The following is an 18,161-nucleotide window of genomic DNA, read 5'->3' as shown; positions in this document are numbered from 1 at the left end:
GATATTTTCTAAATCCTGTGTGGCATTACCATTTAATATTTTTACGAATTTTGTAGCGTAACCAGATCGCGCCACCGTTCATCAACAAAGTGACGACGATGATCAGCGCACCAGTAGCGGCCGCATTGACATGAAATGCATGGTCAGGGCGCGACAGCCAGTTAAACATCTGAATCGGCATCACGGTGAAACCGGAAGAAAGCCATTCAAAGTTAAGAAACGGCGGTTCAGTGGTGACAGGTGAGGGCGGCAGGAAAGCAATGAACGTCAGCGCGCCTATGGTGATGATAGGGGCAGTTTCACCGAGTGCACGCGACATACCGATGATCACACCGGTCAGGATACCGCCGTAAGAGTACTTGAAGACATGGTCGTAAACCACTTGCCACTTGGTGGCACCGACGCCATAGGCGGCTTCGCGTATGGAAACCGGGATGGCGCGTATCGCTTCACGGGTAGAGACGATCACGATAGGCAGTATCAGCAAGCCCAGGGTCAGGCCGGCAGTCAGTATGCTCTGGCCGAAACCGAGGATATAAACGAACAGGCCCAGTGCCAGCAGACCATAAATAATGGAAGGCACACCAGCCAGGTTAGAAACGTTGATCTCTATCAGGTCGGTAAACCAGTTTTTTGGCGCATATTCTTCCAGGTACAAACCGGCGGCCACACCGACTGGCACTGCCGACAGAAAGGTCACGCTCATCACCAGCAGTGAACCCACCCAGGCCGAAAGCAGGCCGGCGCGGGCCGCACGACGTGACGGGAACTCAGTCAGGAACTCAAGGTTGAATTTTGGGTAGCCATCGGCGATCAACTGCCAGAACAGCAACATCAGTGTCATCAGGCCCAGCATCAGGCAGATCAGGCCCAGTGCGGCAAACAGTGTGTCGTTACGCTTGTGGCGTTTGATCATGGCGCGTACTTCGCCCAGATTTTCAAGTACAGAAGCTTTATGTTCCATGTGGTGTCTTTCCTGCCTGTCCCGCCAGATCATCCAGCGGCAGTGTAGCGTTGTTATATGTCAGTATTGCGTCAGCGTTCTGCGCCAGCATCAGTAGTTTTCGCGGTAGCGCTTGCGTACCCAGTGACCAATGATGTTAAAGGTCAAGGTCATGGCCATCAGCACCAGGCCGGCGGCAAAAATACTCTGGTAGCCTATGCTGCCGTGTGGCAAGTCACCCATCGCCACCTGCACGATATAGGCAGTGATGGTGGCTGCACTTTCCAGCGGGTTAAAGGTCAGGTTAGGCTGCTGGCCTGCTGCGATCGCCACTACCATGGTTTCACCCACTGCGCGCGAGATGGCTAGGATGTAAGCCGCAACGATGCCGGAGATGGCAGCCGGTGTCACCACCTTGACCGCAGTCTGGAAACGCGTGGCACCCATGGCATAAGAACCTTCACGCATGCTCATGGGCACGGCGCGCATGGCATCTTCTGAAAGCGATGCGATGTATGGGATGATCATGATACCCATGACGATACCCGCGCCCAGCATGTTGAAGCTAGGCAGGTCCGGGTAGATGGATTGCAGTAACGGTGTGACAAAAAACAGGGCGAAATAGCCAAACACCACGGTAGGTACACCTACCAGCAGTTCCAGGATAGGCTTTACGATCTCGCGTGTCTTGTGGTTGGCGAATTCAGAGAGAAAGATCGCTGAAACAGTGCCTATAGGCACGGCTACCGCCAGGGCGATGGCCGAGGTGGTCAGGGTGCCGGAAACCAGCGGCATGATGCCGTAGTGCGCATCTTCAAACAGCGGTGTCCATTCAGTGTCGGTGAAAAACTCCACCACAGACACCGTTTTAAAGAAACTCAGTGATTCGTAAAGCAACACGCCCACGATGGCAAAAGTCGTCGCTACGGCCACCAGTGCCGCCATCATCAGTATCAGTTCAATAATACGTTCTTTGACGTTTCTACGGATGTTTTTAGCCAGTCTGGGGCTGATGGGCAGTTCCACGGGTGCTTGCATTGCTTGAGTCGCCATAATGTTGAACTTTAGAAAAGATCAAAAACAAATGATCAGTCGGGGTAAGAATTTTAGCGGATAATCCGCGCTACAGGCCGATCAATCACGAAAAAAGGGGCTTTCTCAGCCCCTTTTATCATTACTTGATACGGGATAACAGGTCAGTGATCTTGATGCCGACTTCTGAAGTGCCGTTGAAACCGGTGCCTGGTTTCATGGCTTTGAAATGCGTTTTTACCGCTTCGTAATCTTCTTTAGGCAAAGGCACGTACTTCACTTCTTTCACCAGTTCAGGCGCGTTTTCCAGGTAGAAGTTGATAAACGCTTTCACTTCCGGTTTGAAAGCCGCTGAAGTCGCGTTCACGTAAATAAACAGTGGGCGCGCCAATGGCTGGTAGGTACCGTCCATCACAGTTGCTTCTGAAGGCAATACCGCTTTGCCGCCTTCTTTAGCAACAATAGGCACCGCTCTCAGCTTGTCGGTGTTTTCCAGGTAGTAAGCCAGGCCGAAGTAAGCCAGACCGCCTACGTTACCTGAAACACCTTGTACCAGCACGTTGTCATCTTCTGAAGGAGTGTAGTCTTTACGGCTGGCTTTAGATTTGCCGTTGACTGCTTCAGTAAAGTAATCGAATGTACCGGAGGAAGTACCTGGACCGTACAGGTTCATGGCTTTATCCGGGAAAGTCGCGTTCACTTGCTTCCAGTTCTTGACTGAAGAGTTAGGCTCCCAGATCTTTTTCAGCTCAGCCACAGAAAGTTGTTTTACCCAGTCATTTTTGCCGTTTACAACCACGGTCAGCGCATCGAAAGCCACTGGCAACTCGATAAACTGTACGCCACCTTCTTTACACAGATCGATCTCTTTTTGTGTGATAGGGCGTGAAGCATCAGAAATGTCGGTTTCACCACGGCAGAACTTTTTAAAACCACCGCCAGTACCTGACTCGCCCACAGTGACTTTAATGCCTTTGCTACGCTGAAACTCTTCAGCCACGGCTTCGGTGATAGGGTACACAGTGCTGGAACCATCGATTTTGATGATCTTGTCTGCAGCAGCGGCTGTGTTTGAGAAACTGAAGGCTTGTACTATCAGTGTGGCGATAAAAGTAGTGCGGAACAGCTGGGTATTCATTTATACACTCCTGTGTGTGTGGTGTTGTCTTGCAATGCGTGAATCTTAGAAACTTTATATGACAGAAATGTGACAAAAGATAAAAAATGCGCTCCAGAAAACAAGAAAGGCGCACTGGGCGCCTGTTTTTATGACAATTTTTTTACAGCACACTTTCGCCTATATGGTAGGCGATCGCCGCCATGATCGCTGCACAGGGGATAGTGAGCACCCAGGCCCAGACGATACGCGAAGCCAGCCCCCAGCGCACCGCGGTCATACGGCGGGATAGTCCGACGCCGACGATGGCACCAGTGATGGTGTGGGTAGTGGAGACCGGGATGCCCAGGCTGGTCGCCAGGAACAAAGCGATAGAGCCGGATGTTTGCGCGGCAAAGCCACCGGTAGGGCGTATCTTGGTGATGCCCATGCCCATGGTACGCACGATGCGCCAGCCGCCGAACAGCGTGCCCAGGCCCATAGCCAGCTGGCAGGCGATCACCACCCAGAACGGCACATGAAAGTCGCCTTGCAGGTAGCCATTGGCAAACAGCAATACCGTGATGATACCCATGGTTTTTTGCGCGTCATTGGCGCCGTGGCCCAGGCTGAACAACGAAGATGAAATGAATTGCATCTTGTTGAAGCGGCTTTCGATCTTGTAGGGCGAAGAGCGCTGGAACAACCACATGATGCCAATTGATAACAGCAGTGCCAGCAACATGCCGAACAGCGGTGACAGGATGATGGCGACACCGGTGCTGATCAGCTTGCTGCCTATGATCACGCCCTTGGTGCCTGAGTGCGCCATGCCGGCACCTATCAGGCCACCGATCAGTGCGTGCGAAGACGAGGAGGGGATACCGAACCACCAGGTGATGACGTTCCAGGCGATCGCGCCGAACAACGCACCAAAGATGATGGTGTTGTTGACGATATGCGGGTCTATGATGCCTTTACCTACCGTGTCTGCCACATGCAGGCCAAAAAACAGGAAAGCGACAAAGTTGAAAAAAGCGGCCCAGATCACCGCGGCCTGCGGTGTCAGCAGGCGGGTAGAGACCATTAAAGCGATTGAATTGGCGGCATCGTGAAAGCCATTCATAAAATCAAAGATCAGGGCGACGAACACAAGCACCGCCATGACGATAATCACGTGATCCATGATGCTTCCTTAGATTCGTTCCAACACGACGCCGTGTATCACATCCGCGACATCCTCACAGCTATCCACGGCCTCTTCAAACAGATCATACAATTGCTTGGAACGGATCAGGGTGCGTGCATCATGGTCTTCGGCAAACAGCCTGTGCATGCCTGAGCGCATGATATGGTCGGCTTCGCCTTCTATAGTGCTGATCTCTTCACAGGTGCGCAGGATGCGCTCTGCATTTTTCATGTCGGAAAGCATATGTACGGCATCACGTACTTTTTCTGAGGCGCGCAACAGTATCTGTGCCAGCGCGACCATTTCCGGAGTGAACTTGCTATGGCCGTAGATCTCGGCGCTCTGCGGGATCGCTTCCATATAATCAATGATATCGTCCAGCGCCATGGCCAGCTCGCGGATCTCGCGGCGGTCAAACGGGGTGATAAAGGTCTTGTGTAGTGAGAGCAGTATCTCTTTGGTGTACTCGTCGGCTTCGGATTCGATTTTGCGGATCTCGGCAAAATGGGTGTGAAAATCAGCCTGGTCTACCACGGCGGCCATTAAAGCCAGTACTTTTGAACCACGCACAGCACAGTCGGCCAAACGGTTAAACAGCACAAAGTAGTTATCGTTTCTAGGGCTGATTGCAGCCATAATGCGGCCAAAGGTGGCATGCGCCATTGAGGACTCCCGGACGGTTACAAGGTTTTGTGACCGTGATTTTACTATTTTGTGACACTGTATGTGACAAAAATATGAATTCTTTACGAAATAGATCGCCACTGATGGCCCTGAATCACGCGCCCGGCTGCGGTATAATGCTGTTTTTTACTCACTGACCACTAAAAAAATGGAAGCTGAACACCTTAATAGTATCGCCAACGCACTCAGCGATTTGACGCAACGTCACCAGGCCCTTCGGGGGTATCTTTGACTACGAGACCAAAGAGCAACGTTTAGCCGAGGTCAATGGCCTGCTCGAAGACCCCAAAGTCTGGGATAACGCAGAAAAGGCACAAAACCTGGGCAAAGAAAAGCGCATGCTGGAAACCGTGGTCATGACGCTGGACGATGTACAGCAGTCACTTTCCGATAGCCGCGAACTGTTCGAGATGGCGCGCGAAGAGAATGATGACGATACCCTGTTAAGTGTAGAAGCGGATACGCAAAAGATAGAAGAGATCATAGCGGCCATGGAATTCAAGCGCATGTTCTCGCAGCCTATGGATGCCAATAACTGCTTTATCGAATTCCAGTCCGGCAGTGGCGGCACCGAGGCGCAAGACTGGGCCGGCATGTTGCTGCGCATGTATCTGCGCTACGTAGAACGCAAAGGCTTTAAAGTCGAAGTGCTGGAAGAGTCCGAAGGCGATATCGCCGGCATCAAGGGCGCATCGATCAAGGTCAGTGGTGATTATGCCTTTGGCACCCTGCGTACCGAAAGCGGTGTGCATAGACTGGTACGCAAATCGCCATTTGACGCCAACTCCAAACGGCATACCAGTTTTGCCAGCGTGCAGATATTCCCTGAGGTCGATGATTCGATCGAGATCGACATCAACCCGGCTGATTTGCGTATAGATACCTACCGCGCCAGTGGTGCCGGTGGCCAGCACATCAACAAAACCGATTCAGCCGTGCGTATCACCCACTTGCCGACCAATGTCGTCGTGCAATGCCAGAATGACCGCTCACAGCACCGCAACCGCGAAGAAGCGATGAACATGCTGAAAGGCGCGTTGTATAACCTGGAGCTCAGTAAACGTAACGAAGAAAAGCAGGCGCTGGAAGATGCCAAAACCGACATCGGCTGGGGCCACCAGATCCGCAGCTACGTGCTGGACCAGGGCCGTATCAAAGACCTGCGTACCAATGTCGAGATAGGCAATACCCAGGGCGTGCTCGATGGTGACCTCGATCCGTTTATTATGGAAAGCCTGAAACAGGGGCTGTGATCTTAAGGTTAAAAATAAAAAAGCAGCGCTCACGCTGCTTTTTTATTGCCTGGCCATTCAGTCAGGCAGGTCATTCAGTCAGGCTGGCCATCCACATACAGCCAGTGCCCGTGCTCATAGGTGAAACGGCTATATTCGCTCAGTTGTTCTTTCTTGTGTTTGCCGCTCTGGAAAGTGGCAACAAACCTGACGAAAGCCGTGTTTTCAGCAGTTTGCTCATGCGACAACACCTGCAGTTTTAACCATTTGATGCCAGCTAGGTCTGCCAGGGTCAGGCTTTGCGGGCGGGTATCGGCATGCCAGGTCTGCAGGATATAGGCAGGCAGCTTGAGTGCATAAGCACTGTAACGCGAGCGCATCAGCCGTTCGGCATCTGGCGCAGGCTGTCCTGCATGTAAAGGCTGGCAGCAATCGTTATAAGCTTTGCCACTAAAGCATGGGCAAGGGTTTTTCATAGTGGTACCTGATCGCAGAAGCGCACATCATACTATTACTAGCAGGCATGGCCGGTATAGAAACTGAGATTTCTTGAAAAGATATTTGCTCCGACCCAGCAAGTTATTAGACTAAACTAACTGAACAGAGCCAAGTTGGATTTTTATATGCAAACCGTGAATATAGATCAAGCCCAGACACAGCTTTCCAAGCTGGTAGACCAGGCTGCCAATGGCGAATCTTTTATTATCGCCAAAGCAGGCAAACCTTTGGTCAAGGTCAGCAAACTAGATACGACTGAGCCTGCTGCCTTTAAGCGCATAGGCTTTATGGCAGGCCAGATCGAGGTGCCCGCTGATTTTGATGAAATGGGAAAAGCGGAGATCGCCAAGCTGTTCGGCGTGGAATAAAGCGCATCAAGTAATTGCTGGATAGACACTTTAACTTTGGGCTGCTGCAGGCTCTGTCACTGTCGATGGGCCAGTCTAACCGACGATAGCTTTCCCGCGGTTGTTTACATATCAAAACAGCGCTTTTTGTGCAGCAGGTGGCGCCGTCAGTAGTTGGTCTGTATCTATCTCGAATATGCCGAGTTTGCCGGCGCAGGGCATCAGCGGCAATGGCCTGGCCTGTGTAAATAAAAAGCCGTAATACTCCTGGTGCACGCCACCAAAATGCGCGCGTTGTTCGCGGCTGATGCCGGCTGGTAGCTGGCCAGGCTTGCTGCACAACACCAGGTTGGCGATGCCGACCACGCCGCCGTATTCCAGTTTGTCGCGGTCGGGGATGGGCACATCGGTATTGGATTTGATGTGCTGGTAATAGGCTTCGTACAGGCCTTTGCTGGCATGGATCAGGATAGGGCCGCGGTATTGCGTGCCCCAGCTGCGGTCATCTACCAGCAGGTAGCCGTTCGCGATCAGCCAGGCGAACGGCTGCTTGAGAGACAAGGCTTTGAGCACGCCTGAGGGTACTAAAGTGGACATGATCTGGCTGCTGGTCTGGCCGCCTGCTTAGGCGATCTCGCGCGTTTCCATAAACTGGATATCCGGGTACCTTTCTTGCGCCATTTGCAGGTTGACGCGATTGGGTGCCAGGTAAACGTAATCATCCGCACTATCCAGGCCGACGTTAAAACCGTATTTGTCGGCGATCGCTTTCAGGTCAGCGTCTGAGCCTTTCAGCCAGCGCGCGGTATAGCAGTCGTATGGTTCAAAGATCATATCGACGCCGTACTCATGCTCCAGGCGGTGCGCTACCACGTCAAACTGCAACATGCCGACCGCACCCAGGATCAGGTCGTTGGAAAGCAGCGGGCGGAACAGCTGCGCTGCACCTTCTTCGGACAATTGCTTGAGACCTATCTGCAACTGTTTCATTTTCATCGGGTTTTTGATACGTGCGCGGCGGAAGAATTCCGGTGCGAACGAAGGGATACCGGTGAATTTAAGCGCTTCGTTCTCGGTGAAGGTATCGCCCAGTTTGATGGTGCCGTGGTTGGGGATGCCGATGATATCGCCGGAATAAGCCTCATCCATAATGGTGCGGTCTTGCGCCATAAAGGTGATGGCGTTGTTGACGTTGAGCATTTTGCCGGAAGCCACCTGCTTGATCTTCATGCCACGCTCAAACCGGCCAGAACACACGCGCAGGAAAGCGATACGGTCCCTGTGCTTTGGGTCCATATTAGCCTGGATCTTGAAAACAAAGCCGGCGAATTTTTCTTCATTGGCTGCGACGGAGCGGGTAGCCGTATTGCGTGCCTGTGGCGGTGGCGACAAGTCGACCACTGCATCCAGCAGCGATTGCACGCCAAAGTTATTCACCGCCGAGCCAAAGAATACCGGCGTTTGCTTGCCGCTTAAATAACGTTCTTTGTTGAATTCGTTAGAGGCACCGCGCACCAGTTCTATGTCTACGCGCAGCTCTTGCGCCTGGTAGCCTATCAGTTCGTCCAGGCGTGGGTTATCTATGCCCTGTATGGTTTCTGAAGTGCCTTTTTCTGCACGCGGGTCAAAGAACAATATGCTGTCTGTGACCAGGTTATAAACGCCCCTGAAGGTCTTGCCCATGCCTATGGGCCAGGTCATGGGCGCACATTCCATGCCCAGGGTGGTTTCTATCTCGTCCAGCAGTTCTATAGGGGCGCGGCTCTCGCGGTCCAGCTTGTTGATAAAGGTGATGATAGGCGTGTCGCGCATACGACAGACATTGAGCAGCTTGATGGTTTGCGCTTCTACCCCGTTGACCGAGTCTATCACCATCACCGCCGAGTCTACCGCGGTCAGGGTTCTGTAGGTATCTTCAGAGAAGTCATCATGGCCTGGGGTATCAAGCAGGTTGACCATATGCTCGCGGTATGGAAACTGCATCACCGAGGAGGTCACGGAAATGCCACGTTGCTTTTCCAGCTCCATCCAGTCAGATGTGGCGTGCCGGGCAGCCTTGCGGCCACGCACTTCACCGGCGACCTGGATCGCGCCACCGAACCACAGCAGTTTTTCTGTCAGTGTGGTTTTACCGGCATCCGGGTGAGAAATAATGGCAAAGGTGCGACGGCGTTGGACTTCTTGCTGCAAACTGGACATGAAAAAATAGCGGCTGATTTAAAAGCCGCTATTTTAACCTATCCAACTTGTTTAACCTATTGAGCGCCGGGGCGTTCTATGCGCAGTGATGCCTGTTGCGCTGGCGATGGCCTTATTTACGCATCAGGAAGATCGCAATGGCGACAAACACACATAAAATGATCAGGCCTTCCAAAGCTATTCCAACCCGTGCTTAATTCACCGCCTGTTTCAGCTGTTCCAAAATTGCCGGATTATCCAGGGTGGAGATATCAGAGGTGATCTCTTCGCCTTTGGCCAGGCTGCGCAGCAGGCGGCGCATGATCTTGCCAGAGCGTGTCTTGGGCAGATTATCGCCAAAACGGATCTCGTCCGGCTTGGCGATAGGGCCTATCTCCTTGCCTACCCATTCACGCAACTCGGCAACGATTTTTTTGGCTTCTTCACCTTCTGGCCGTTTGCCCTTGAGCACCACATATGCCACCACCGATTCGCCTTTGATAGGGTGCGGTTTACCGACGACTGCCGACTCTGCCACCAGATGGTTGGCAACCAGTGCCGATTCGATCTCCATGGTGCCCAGGCGATGGCCGGAAACATTGAGCACATCATCGATACGGCCCATGATGGTGAAATTGCCGGTGGTCGCATCGCGCACGGCACCATCACCGGCCAGGTAGATATTGCCGCCCAGTTCTGCCGGGTAATAACTGGCGATAAAGCGTTCTGGGTCGTTATAAATGGTACGTATCATCGAAGGCCACGGCTTCTTGATCACCAGCAGGCCGCCGGTCCCCCAGGGGATATCCTTGCCGGTTTCATCCACCACATCAATATCAATGCCGGGGAAGGGCAGGGTACAGGAGCCAGGCACCAGTTTGGTCGCGCCCGGTAGCGGGGTGATCACATGGCCGCCGGTTTCGGTCTGCCAGAAGGTATCCACGATAGGGCAACGGCTGCCACCGACTTGCTCGTAATACCACATCCACGCTTCCGGGTTGATAGGTTCACCCACCGTGCCCAGCAGGCGCAGGCTGGATAAATCGTATTGTTTAGGGTGTGTCGCCGGGTCAGATTCACCGGCTTTGATCAATGAACGGATCGCAGTGGGCGCCGTGTAAAACACACTGACCTTGTGGCGCTGTATCATTTCCCAGAAACGGCCAGCGTTAGGGAAAGTCGGGATGCCTTCAAACACGATCTGTGTCGCGCCCATCGCCAGCGGGCCATAAGTCACATAACTATGGCCGGTGATCCAGCCCACATCGGCGGTACACCAGTAAATATCCTCAGGCTTGATATCAAAGGTCCAGCGCATGGTGTTCATGGCATGCAGCAGATAGCCTGCAGAGCTGTGCTGCACGCCTTTGGGTTTGCCGGTAGAACCGGAGGTATACAGCAGGAACAAAGGATGTTCGGCATCGACCATCACCGGTGCACATTCATCTGCCTGGCCGGCGATCAGCTCATGCCACCAGATACAGTTGTCAGCCCAGGCGATCTCCTGGCCGGTTTTTTTGAACACCACGATATTGCGTATGCTGTCACAGCCACCCATAGCGATGCCTTCATCGACTGCCTGTTTCAGTGGCAAGGTCTTGCCACCGCGAAACTGGCCGTCGGAGGTGATCACCGCCACTGCACCGGCATCAATGATGCGTTCATTCAGGCTCTTGGCCGAAAAACCGCCAAACACCACCGAGTGTATGATGCCCAGACGCGCACAGGCCTGCATGGCGACTATCGCTTCTATGCCCATGGGCAGGTAGATGATGACGCGGTCACCCTTGGCCAGGTTTAAGGATTTGAGGCCATTGGCAAACTGGCACACCTGGTGGTAAAGCGCTTTGTAGGTGATGTTTTTAACTTCGCCATTATCAGCTTCAAAGATGATGGCGGTCTTGTTGGGGATGGTGTGCAGGTGTTTGTCCAGGCAGTTGGCAGAGACGTTCAATTCACCATCCTCAAACCACTTGTAGAACGGGGCCTGGGTTTCGTTCAGGGTTTTGGTGAATGGTTTGTGCCAGATCAAAAGTTCGCGTGCCAGATTGGCCCAGAATCCTTCGTAATCCTGTGCTACTTCCTGGCACAGGCGTTGGTATTCCTCCATGCTGCCCACTGCGGCCTGGCTTGAAAAAGCTGTGCCCGGTGCAAATACGCGGTGTTCATGAAGTACAGATTCGATAGACATAGCGTCCCCCAAAAATCAATGTCAAAAAATGAAAGCGCCAAAAAGGCAGGTTAGGTGAACCTCAGGTATTATTATTCTGGTTCTGATTGACAAACTCTCCGAGCACACAAGACACCACATAAGAGCGATATCCCATGCAACAGCTTGACCAAATTCTAACAGAAAAGCAGGTCCCGTCTACAGAGGCGGCCTATTTGCAACATGCCGCGGAATGCAGCCCGTTTTTTGCCAGATTCGTTACAAAAAATACAGATAATCTGACTGATTTGTTAGATAACTTATATAAGACCTATAAGACTGACGATGTTTATGCCTTGTTTTCCGGCGAAAAATATTTAGCAGAAACTGTTTTTTTGCAACATATACGGCAGACCCGCCAGCGCCTGATGGCGCATATGATATTGCGCGACCTGAATGGCCTGGCAGACTTTGCCGAGGTGGTAGAGATCACCAGTGCACTGGCTGAAGCAGCGATCACGGCGGCGGCGGATTTTTATCATGCCGAGCTGAGCAAGTCTTACGGCACACCACGCGATGCACAAGGCCAGGCGCAGCAACTGATCGTGGTTGGCATGGGCAAACTGGGCGGGCGTGAACTGAATGTGTCCTCAGATATAGACCTGATCTTTGCCTATGAGCAGGAGGGCGAGACCGACGGTCAAAAGGTGATCAGTAATCAGGATTTCTTTACCCGGCTCGGCAAAAAACTGATCACGGCGCTGGATGATGTCACCGCCGATGGCTTTGTGTTCCGCATGGATATGCGCTTGCGCCCGTTCGGGTCTGAAGGGGCACTGGTCTGCAATCTGGATGCGCTGGAAGATTATTACCAGAACTATGGCCGTGAATGGGAGCGCTATGCCTGGATCAAGGGCCGCGTGGTGTATGGGCCGGCAGAAGCACTGACCAAGTTGATCCGGCCATTCGTGTTCCGCAAATACCTGGACTTTAACGCCTATGCTTCCATGCGCGACCTCAAAACGCAGATCCAGCGCGATGTGGTACAGCGCCGCTTATCCAACAATATCAAGCTAGGCCGCGGCGGTATCCGCGAGGTCGAGTTCATCGCCCAGGTGTTCCAGCTGATCCGTGGCGGGCAACTGCCCGACCTGCAGATCAAACCCACCCTGGCGGTGCTGGCGCGCCTGGCCGAACGTGGCATGTTGCCGCAAGAGGACGTGGCAGCGCTGCAGGAAAGTTATATCTACCTGCGCAACCTTGAGCACAGGCTGATGTATATCGATGATCAGCAAACCCAGGACCTGCCCGATTCAGACACCTACCGGCAATACCTGCTGCACATGGTCGGGCATGCAGACTGGCCAAGCTTTATTGCCGAACTCAACCTGCACCGTGACCGCGTGCAGCGCTTTTTTGACGATACCTTTAAAGACCAGCAAAACAACGATCTGCAGCAGGAAACCGCCATCTGGCAAGGCACCATCGCGGCGGGTGAGGCTGAACAATGGCTAGAGGCACAAGGTTACACACGCACAGCTGACCTGGTGCAGATGCTGAAAAATACCCGCACCAGCCAGAAGATACAGCAATTGCCTGAACAAAGCCGGCGCCGCCTCGATCAGCTGATGCCCTTGCTGTTGCGTGAAGCAGTGCAACAGCAAAGCACAGTGCCGGATACCGCGCTGATACGCACCCTGGATCTGCTGGAAAGTATCTGCCGCCGCGCCAGTTACCTGGCTTTGCTGGCTGAGTTTCCGGATGCCTTGTCGCTGATAGTGAAATTGTGTGCTGCTAGCCCGTGGATCGCGCAATATGTGGCGGCCCACCCGGTGTTGCTGGACGAGCTGCTCAACAAGCAGACCCTGTTCAAGCGCCTGGACGCCGCGCAGTTGAAAGCCGAGTTGACCCAGCATATGGCGCACCTGGCTGGCGATGTCGAAGCACAAATGGATGCCATGCGCCATTTCAAACATGCCAATGTGCTGAAGATCGCCGCCCAGGACCTGATGACCGCCTTGCCGCTGGAAGCGATTTCAGATGACCTGAGTGCGCTGGCCGAGGTGGTATTGCAGGTCAGCCTGCAGACGGTGTGGCAGAACATCAGTTTCAAGCATAGAGACACGCCGCAGTTTGCCGTGATCGGCTATGGCAAGCTGGGTGGTAAAGAACTGGGCTACCTGTCTGACCTGGATATCATCTTTTTATATGACGATGACGCCGACAATGCGCAGGAGGTCTATGCCAGGTATGCACAGCGGCTGAATACCTGGTTCAACACCATTACTAACGCAGGCTTGCTCTACGAGACCGATCTGCAGCTGCGGCCGGATGGCAATAGCGGCCTGCTGGTGAGCAGTGTGGCTGCGTTTAACGATTATCAGGAGAACAAGGCCTGGGTGTGGGAGCATCAGGCGATCACGCGGGCACGGTTTGTGGCGGGCGAGCCGGCGGTGGGCAAGCAGTTTGAGCGTATCCGGCTGGCGGTGTTGAAAACAGCGCGCCAGCAAGCAGATATTCAGCCGCAGATCATAGAGATGCGGCAGAAGATGCGCGCCGCACATCGCTTTGATGCGGCCAAATTTGATTTAAAGCATGAGGCGGGCGGCATCATAGATGTGGAGTTCATGGTGCAGTACTTGGTGCTGTTGCATGCCGCAGCTTATCCGGTGCTGACTGACAATATCGGCAATATCGCATTGCTGGGCGTGCTGGCAGAAAACGGATTGATAGACGCCTGCCTGGCCGAGCAGGTGCAACAGTCGTATCGCCAGTACCGCGCATGGATACATGCCAGCAAATTACAGGGTGAGCCGGCTAAAGTGGATAAAGCGCTGGCAGAACCGCTGCAGCAACCGGTGATACAGTTGTGGCAAACGGTATTCGGGCAAGCGTAAATACTTGGCTTTATATGCCCCAGCGCAAGCCGGCAGTGTGCACAGCGCTATCCCAGTGCTGTTTGATCTCTGCATCAAGCAGACACACGCTGATAGATGCGCCTGCCATATCGATGGCGGTGATGTAGTTGCCGACCAGGCTGCGTGCGACGCGATAACCTTTTTCAGCGAGCAGGCTGGCCGCCTGCTGGTAGATCAGGTACAACTCCATCAGCGGCGTGGCACCCAGGCCATTCACCAGTAATAAGATCTCACCTTCTGCAGGCAGCTGCTTGGCGGCAATGTCGTGCAAAATGGCAGCGACCATATCGCTGACGATAGCATCCGCAGGGCGCATGGCTTCGCGGCGGCGGCCAGGTTCACCGTGTATGCCTACCCCCATTTCAATCTCGGCTTCAGAAATATCAAAAGTAGGACGGCCGGCAGCAGGCACGGTGCAACTGGTCAGTGCCACGCCTATGCTGGAAGTGCGCAGGTTGATTTTATCGCCCAGTGCTTTACAAGCCGCCAGGTCTGCGCCAGTTTCCGCCAGGCTGCCTACACATTTTTCCACGATCACGGTGCCGGCAACACCACGGCGGCCGGTGGTGTAAGTGCTGTTGACCACCGCACAGTCATCCGAGGTATAGACCGTTGCATGTTCAAATGGCAGCATCTCGGTTGCCATCTCAAAATTCATCACATCGCCGGCATAGTTTTTCACAATAAACAGCACGCCGTTGCCGGCATGCACTGCCTCTGCCGCCGCCAGCATCTGGTCTGGCGTAGGCGAGGTGAATACCTGGCCGGGGCAGGCTGCATCCAGCATGCCTTTACCCACGTAGCCTGCATGCAGTGGTTCGTGGCCAGAACCGCCACCGGAAATCACGGCCACCTTGTTTTGCGCTTTTTGCTTGCGCGTGACAAATGTGGGCTCAAACTGCACCTCTACCAGGTCAGCATGTGCAGTGGCAAAGCCGCGCAGGCTTTCGGCCAGCATATGGTCTACATTGTTGATAAATTTTTTCACTTTGATCCTCCGTGTGCTTGCTTGATATTGGCGTAGGCTACTGCTGGTTGTTTAGTGAGATTGCGCCAGCACCTGGTCGCATACTGCATGTATCATCACCTGGCAGCTTTTGGCGCCTGCATCCAGGTGGCCTATGGCGCGTTCGCCCAGACCGGCCGCCCGGCCTTTAGTCGCTAGCAGATTGCGGGTGGATTCCAGGCCATCGCTGGCCACCGGTTTCAGGGCGGTTGCGATCTGCGCGGCTGTCTGACCTTGTTCGGCCAGCTGTTTAAAGGTATGCGCTACCGGGATCAGTACATCGAGCATGGTTTTCTCGCCTGCCTGCGCCTTGCCGCGCTGCATAATCGCTTCTACCCCTGCCGCAAACGCCAGGGCGATATCATTGCTGGCGGGTGTCGCTACCGTTTGCAGCGTTTTGCCCATGCTGATAAAAAAACTGGCAAACAAAGGGCCGGAGGCACCGCCTATAGTGCTCAGCAATTTCATGCCTATCTTATTCAGCGCATCGGCAGCGGGTAGCGGCGTCAGCTCTGCGGCGATATTGCTGATCGCCTCACAGCCGCGCTTCATATTAATGTAGTGGTCACCGTCGCCGATTTCCCGGTCCAGGCTTTCAATATCGGCTTCATGTGCCAGAATGGCCGCGCGTATGGCTGCGGCCATGTGATTGATCGTGTCGCTATTCATCATAAATGTGCTGTCATCCTCCAGATTGCCAGGCAGGCGGCTGGCGTTCAAATAATCATGCATACGCCATCATGCCGCAAAAGCCGGTTTTTTCGTCTGCCGTGCTAGGCGTTTTGCCCGCTAGCGTTTAAAATACCGCCGCTGTCCTCGTGGTGAAACAGGATATCACCAGCCCCTCCTAAGGGCTAGTTTCAGGTTCGAGTCCTGACGGGGACACCCATTCCGCATGAATATTGCAGTTAAGTGCTTGAAAACAAGCGTTTTCTGCCATATAATCGCGGATTGACTTTTTGGTCAATTAACTTGGCATGTGTTCACATAGGGTGCCCGTAAGGGTGTTATTGAATGCATGTGTATGAATAACCCTTTGAAATAGAAAGACTTATTATGTCCGTGACTATGCGTCAAATGCTGGAGGCCGGTGTGCACTTCGGCCACCAAACCCGTTACTGGAACCCAAAAATGGCCGAGTTCATTTTTGGTGATCGTAACAAGATCCATATCGTTAACCTTGAAAAAACACTGCCACTGTTTGAAGATGCACAAAAATACGTGCGTAACCTGGCAGCAAACAAGGGCCGTATCCTGTTCGTGGGCACTAAGCGTCAAGCCCGCGATATCGTTAAAGAAGAAGCACAACGTGCCAGCTGCGCCTACGTGAATCACCGCTGGTTGGGTGGTATGTTGACTAACTTCAAAACTGTTAAACAATCTATCAAGCGTTTAACCGACTTTGAAAACATGTTGCAAGATGGCAGCATAGAAAAATTCGGTAAAAAAGAAGCTTTGGGCATCAAGCGCGAGATCGAAAAACTCGAGCGTTCCATCGGTGGTATTAAAGAGATGGGTGGCTTGCCAGATGCGATCTTCGTCATCGACGTCGGTCACGAAAGCGGTGCGATCACTGAAGCACGCAAACTGGGCATCCCTGTGATCGGTATCGTGGATACCAATAACTCACCAGATGGCATCACTTATGTGATCCCAGGTAACGATGACTCATCCCGCGCGATCCGTTTGTACGCACGTGGTATGGCTGATGCAGTGCTTGAAGGTCGTGCTAACGCGATCTCTGAAATCGTAAAAGCAGCGCAAGAAGAAACTGCGCCGGCAGCTGCGCCTACAGAGGCGGTTGCCGAGTAATCACTCGCAGCTAAAAAAGGGGCTATGCGCCCCTTTTTCTATTGCATCGCATGCAATATGACTGACACACAGTCAGTGTATTGTTGATAAAAGAATATTAAGTAAATCCTCAAGCAGGAATCCTAACAAAAGGAGTAGTAAATGGCTGAAATTACCGCAGGCATGGTGAAAGAGTTACGTGAGCGCACCGATGCCCCAATGATGGACTGTAAAAAAGCATTGACTGAAGCTGAAGGCGATATGACACGTGCAGAAGAGATTCTGCGTGTGCGTTTTGGTAACAAAGCCAGCAAGGCTGCTGGCCGTGTGGCTGCTGAAGGTACGGTTGGTATCAGTATCGCTGCCGATGGCAAACTGGGTACGCTGATCGAAGTGAACTCTGAAACAGACTTCTGTGCTAAAAACGAAGAGTTCCTGAAATTCGTGGCCGACCTGGCACAAGTGGTAAACGAGAACAACCCGGCTAATATCGAAGCTGTAGGCACAGTGCCTTTGCGTGGCGAAACCGTTGAAGCGGTACGTGCGCAACTGGTCGGTAAAATCGGCGAAAACATCACGCCACGCCGTTTTGTGCGTACACAAGCCCAAGGCCAGTTGTTCAGCTATGTACACGGTAGCAAGATCGGTGTGCTGGTAGACCTGGTGGGTGGTGACGAGACTCTGGGTAAAGATATCGCCATGCACATTGCTGCTGCAAAACCCAAATCACTGGATGCCAGTGGTGTGGATGCAGCCCTGATCGATGCTGAGCGTCGTGTAGCGATCGAAAAAGCCAAAGAAGCCGGCAAGCCAGAAGCGATGCTGGAAAAGATCGCTGAAGGTACAGTGCAGAAGTTCCTGAAAGAAGTCACTTTGCTGAGCCAGACTTTTGTGAAAGATGACAAACTGTCTATCGAGCAATTGTTGAAATCCAAAGGTGCTTCAGTAGCTTCATTCACTATGTATACCGTGGGTGAAGGCATTGAAAAAGCCGTAGTGGATTACGCAGCTGAAGTGGCTGCAGCCGCTAAAGTTTAAGCGTTTTTCAGCGCTGGCTAAAAAAGTGGAATCTGCGGATTCCACTTTTTTTATGTTTAA

16 protein-coding genes are annotated in these 18,161 nt (G+C 53.0%); 5 read left to right on the top strand and 11 right to left on the bottom strand.

The features are described 5' to 3' along the window. Nucleotides 1–25: 25 nt before the first annotated feature. The 5 genes from pstA to ACFQ1Z_RS05740 all read right to left on the bottom strand — a co-directional run bounded on the left by pstA (nt 26) and on the right by ACFQ1Z_RS05740 (nt 4,923). On the bottom strand, nt 26–964 hold the full coding sequence (gene pstA, locus ACFQ1Z_RS05760; protein WP_379056297.1) for a phosphate ABC transporter permease PstA: 939 nt from the start codon (nt 962–964) through the stop codon (nt 26–28). 90 nt (nt 965–1,054) lie between these two features. Next, complete coding sequence (pstC, locus tag ACFQ1Z_RS05755) at nt 1,055–1,981, bottom strand: phosphate ABC transporter permease subunit PstC (protein WP_379056296.1); 927 nt, start codon at nt 1,979–1,981, stop codon at nt 1,055–1,057. Between the two features lie 136 nt (nt 1,982–2,117). Then, complete coding sequence (locus ACFQ1Z_RS05750) at nt 2,118–3,113, bottom strand: PstS family phosphate ABC transporter substrate-binding protein (protein ID WP_379056295.1); 996 nt, start codon at nt 3,111–3,113, stop codon at nt 2,118–2,120. A gap of 142 nt (nt 3,114–3,255) precedes the next feature. Next, nucleotides 3,256–4,257 carry an inorganic phosphate transporter gene (locus tag ACFQ1Z_RS05745; RefSeq protein WP_379056294.1) on the bottom strand — a complete coding sequence of 334 codons (1,002 nt, stop codon included), beginning with the start codon at nt 4,255–4,257 and terminating at the stop codon, nt 3,256–3,258. Between the two features lie 9 nt (nt 4,258–4,266). Next, nucleotides 4,267–4,923, bottom strand: coding sequence for a DUF47 domain-containing protein (locus ACFQ1Z_RS05740; protein ID WP_379056292.1), 657 nt, complete (start codon nt 4,921–4,923; stop codon nt 4,267–4,269). Between the two features lie 169 nt (nt 4,924–5,092). Between ACFQ1Z_RS05740 and prfB the strand changes: the two genes are divergently transcribed. After that, nucleotides 5,093–6,197, top strand: a protein-coding gene (prfB, locus tag ACFQ1Z_RS05735) for a peptide chain release factor 2 (protein WP_379056290.1) whose coding sequence is annotated in 2 segments (ribosomal slippage) — nt 5,093–5,173 and nt 5,175–6,197 — 1,104 coding nt in all. Because the reading frame shifts where the segments join, the coding sequence is not laid out codon by codon here. A 74-nt stretch (nt 6,198–6,271) separates the two neighbouring features. On the opposite strand, the gene ACFQ1Z_RS05730 is transcribed toward prfB, so the two are convergent. Beyond that, nucleotides 6,272–6,652, bottom strand: a complete 381-nt coding sequence (locus ACFQ1Z_RS05730; protein ID WP_379056289.1) for a YchJ family protein — start codon at nt 6,650–6,652, stop codon at nt 6,272–6,274. A 147-nt stretch (nt 6,653–6,799) separates the two neighbouring features. On the opposite strand from ACFQ1Z_RS05730, the gene ACFQ1Z_RS05725 reads away from it, so the two are divergent. Next, nucleotides 6,800–7,042 carry a type II toxin-antitoxin system Phd/YefM family antitoxin gene (locus tag ACFQ1Z_RS05725; RefSeq protein WP_379056288.1) on the top strand — a complete coding sequence of 81 codons (243 nt, stop codon included), beginning with the start codon at nt 6,800–6,802 and terminating at the stop codon, nt 7,040–7,042. 111 nt (nt 7,043–7,153) lie between these two features. Here the strand turns inward: ACFQ1Z_RS05725 and ACFQ1Z_RS05720 are convergent, their stop codons facing one another. The 3 genes from ACFQ1Z_RS05720 to acs form a co-directional block, all read right to left on the bottom strand. Continuing rightward, nucleotides 7,154–7,618, bottom strand: coding sequence for a hypothetical protein (locus ACFQ1Z_RS05720; RefSeq protein ID WP_379056287.1), 465 nt, complete (start codon nt 7,616–7,618; stop codon nt 7,154–7,156). A 27-nt stretch (nt 7,619–7,645) separates the two neighbouring features. Further along, complete coding sequence (locus ACFQ1Z_RS05715) at nt 7,646–9,220, bottom strand: peptide chain release factor 3 (RefSeq protein ID WP_379056285.1); 1,575 nt, start codon at nt 9,218–9,220, stop codon at nt 7,646–7,648. 193 nt (nt 9,221–9,413) lie between these two features. Beyond that, a complete protein-coding gene (gene acs / locus ACFQ1Z_RS05710) occupies nt 9,414–11,390 on the bottom strand; it encodes an acetate--CoA ligase (protein ID WP_379056284.1) in 1,977 nt (658 codons plus the stop codon). Between the two features lie 134 nt (nt 11,391–11,524). On the opposite strand from acs, the gene glnE reads away from it, so the two are divergent. Then, nucleotides 11,525–14,245, top strand: coding sequence for a bifunctional [glutamate--ammonia ligase]-adenylyl-L-tyrosine phosphorylase/[glutamate--ammonia-ligase] adenylyltransferase (gene glnE, locus ACFQ1Z_RS05705; protein WP_379056282.1), 2,721 nt, complete (start codon nt 11,525–11,527; stop codon nt 14,243–14,245). Between the two features lie 10 nt (nt 14,246–14,255). Here the strand turns inward: glnE and dhaK are convergent, their stop codons facing one another. Beyond that, nucleotides 14,256–15,254: a dihydroxyacetone kinase subunit DhaK gene (gene dhaK / locus ACFQ1Z_RS05700; RefSeq protein WP_379056281.1), complete on the bottom strand. Its 999-nt coding sequence runs from the start codon at nt 15,252–15,254 to the stop codon at nt 14,256–14,258. Between the two features lie 51 nt (nt 15,255–15,305). Continuing rightward, complete coding sequence (gene dhaL / locus ACFQ1Z_RS05695; protein ID WP_379057181.1) at nt 15,306–15,941, bottom strand: dihydroxyacetone kinase subunit DhaL; 636 nt, start codon at nt 15,939–15,941, stop codon at nt 15,306–15,308. Between the two features lie 387 nt (nt 15,942–16,328). Here dhaL and rpsB point away from each other — a divergent pair, with 387 nt between their 5' ends. Both rpsB and tsf read left to right on the top strand, forming a co-directional pair. Next, a complete protein-coding gene (rpsB, locus tag ACFQ1Z_RS05690) occupies nt 16,329–17,084 on the top strand; it encodes a 30S ribosomal protein S2 (RefSeq protein WP_379056279.1) in 756 nt (251 codons plus the stop codon). A gap of 141 nt (nt 17,085–17,225) precedes the next feature. Continuing rightward, nucleotides 17,226–18,101, top strand: a complete 876-nt coding sequence (gene tsf, locus ACFQ1Z_RS05685) for a translation elongation factor Ts (protein ID WP_379056278.1) — start codon at nt 17,226–17,228, stop codon at nt 18,099–18,101. Nucleotides 18,102–18,161 lie beyond the last annotated feature (60 nt).

The organism is Methylophilus luteus (genome assembly GCF_042676265.1).
GTDB classification, from domain to species: Bacteria; Pseudomonadota; Gammaproteobacteria; order Burkholderiales; family Methylophilaceae; genus Methylophilus; species Methylophilus luteus.
The sequence above is the reverse complement of the archived record's forward strand: the minus strand, read 5'-3'. Positions and strand labels throughout refer to the sequence as shown.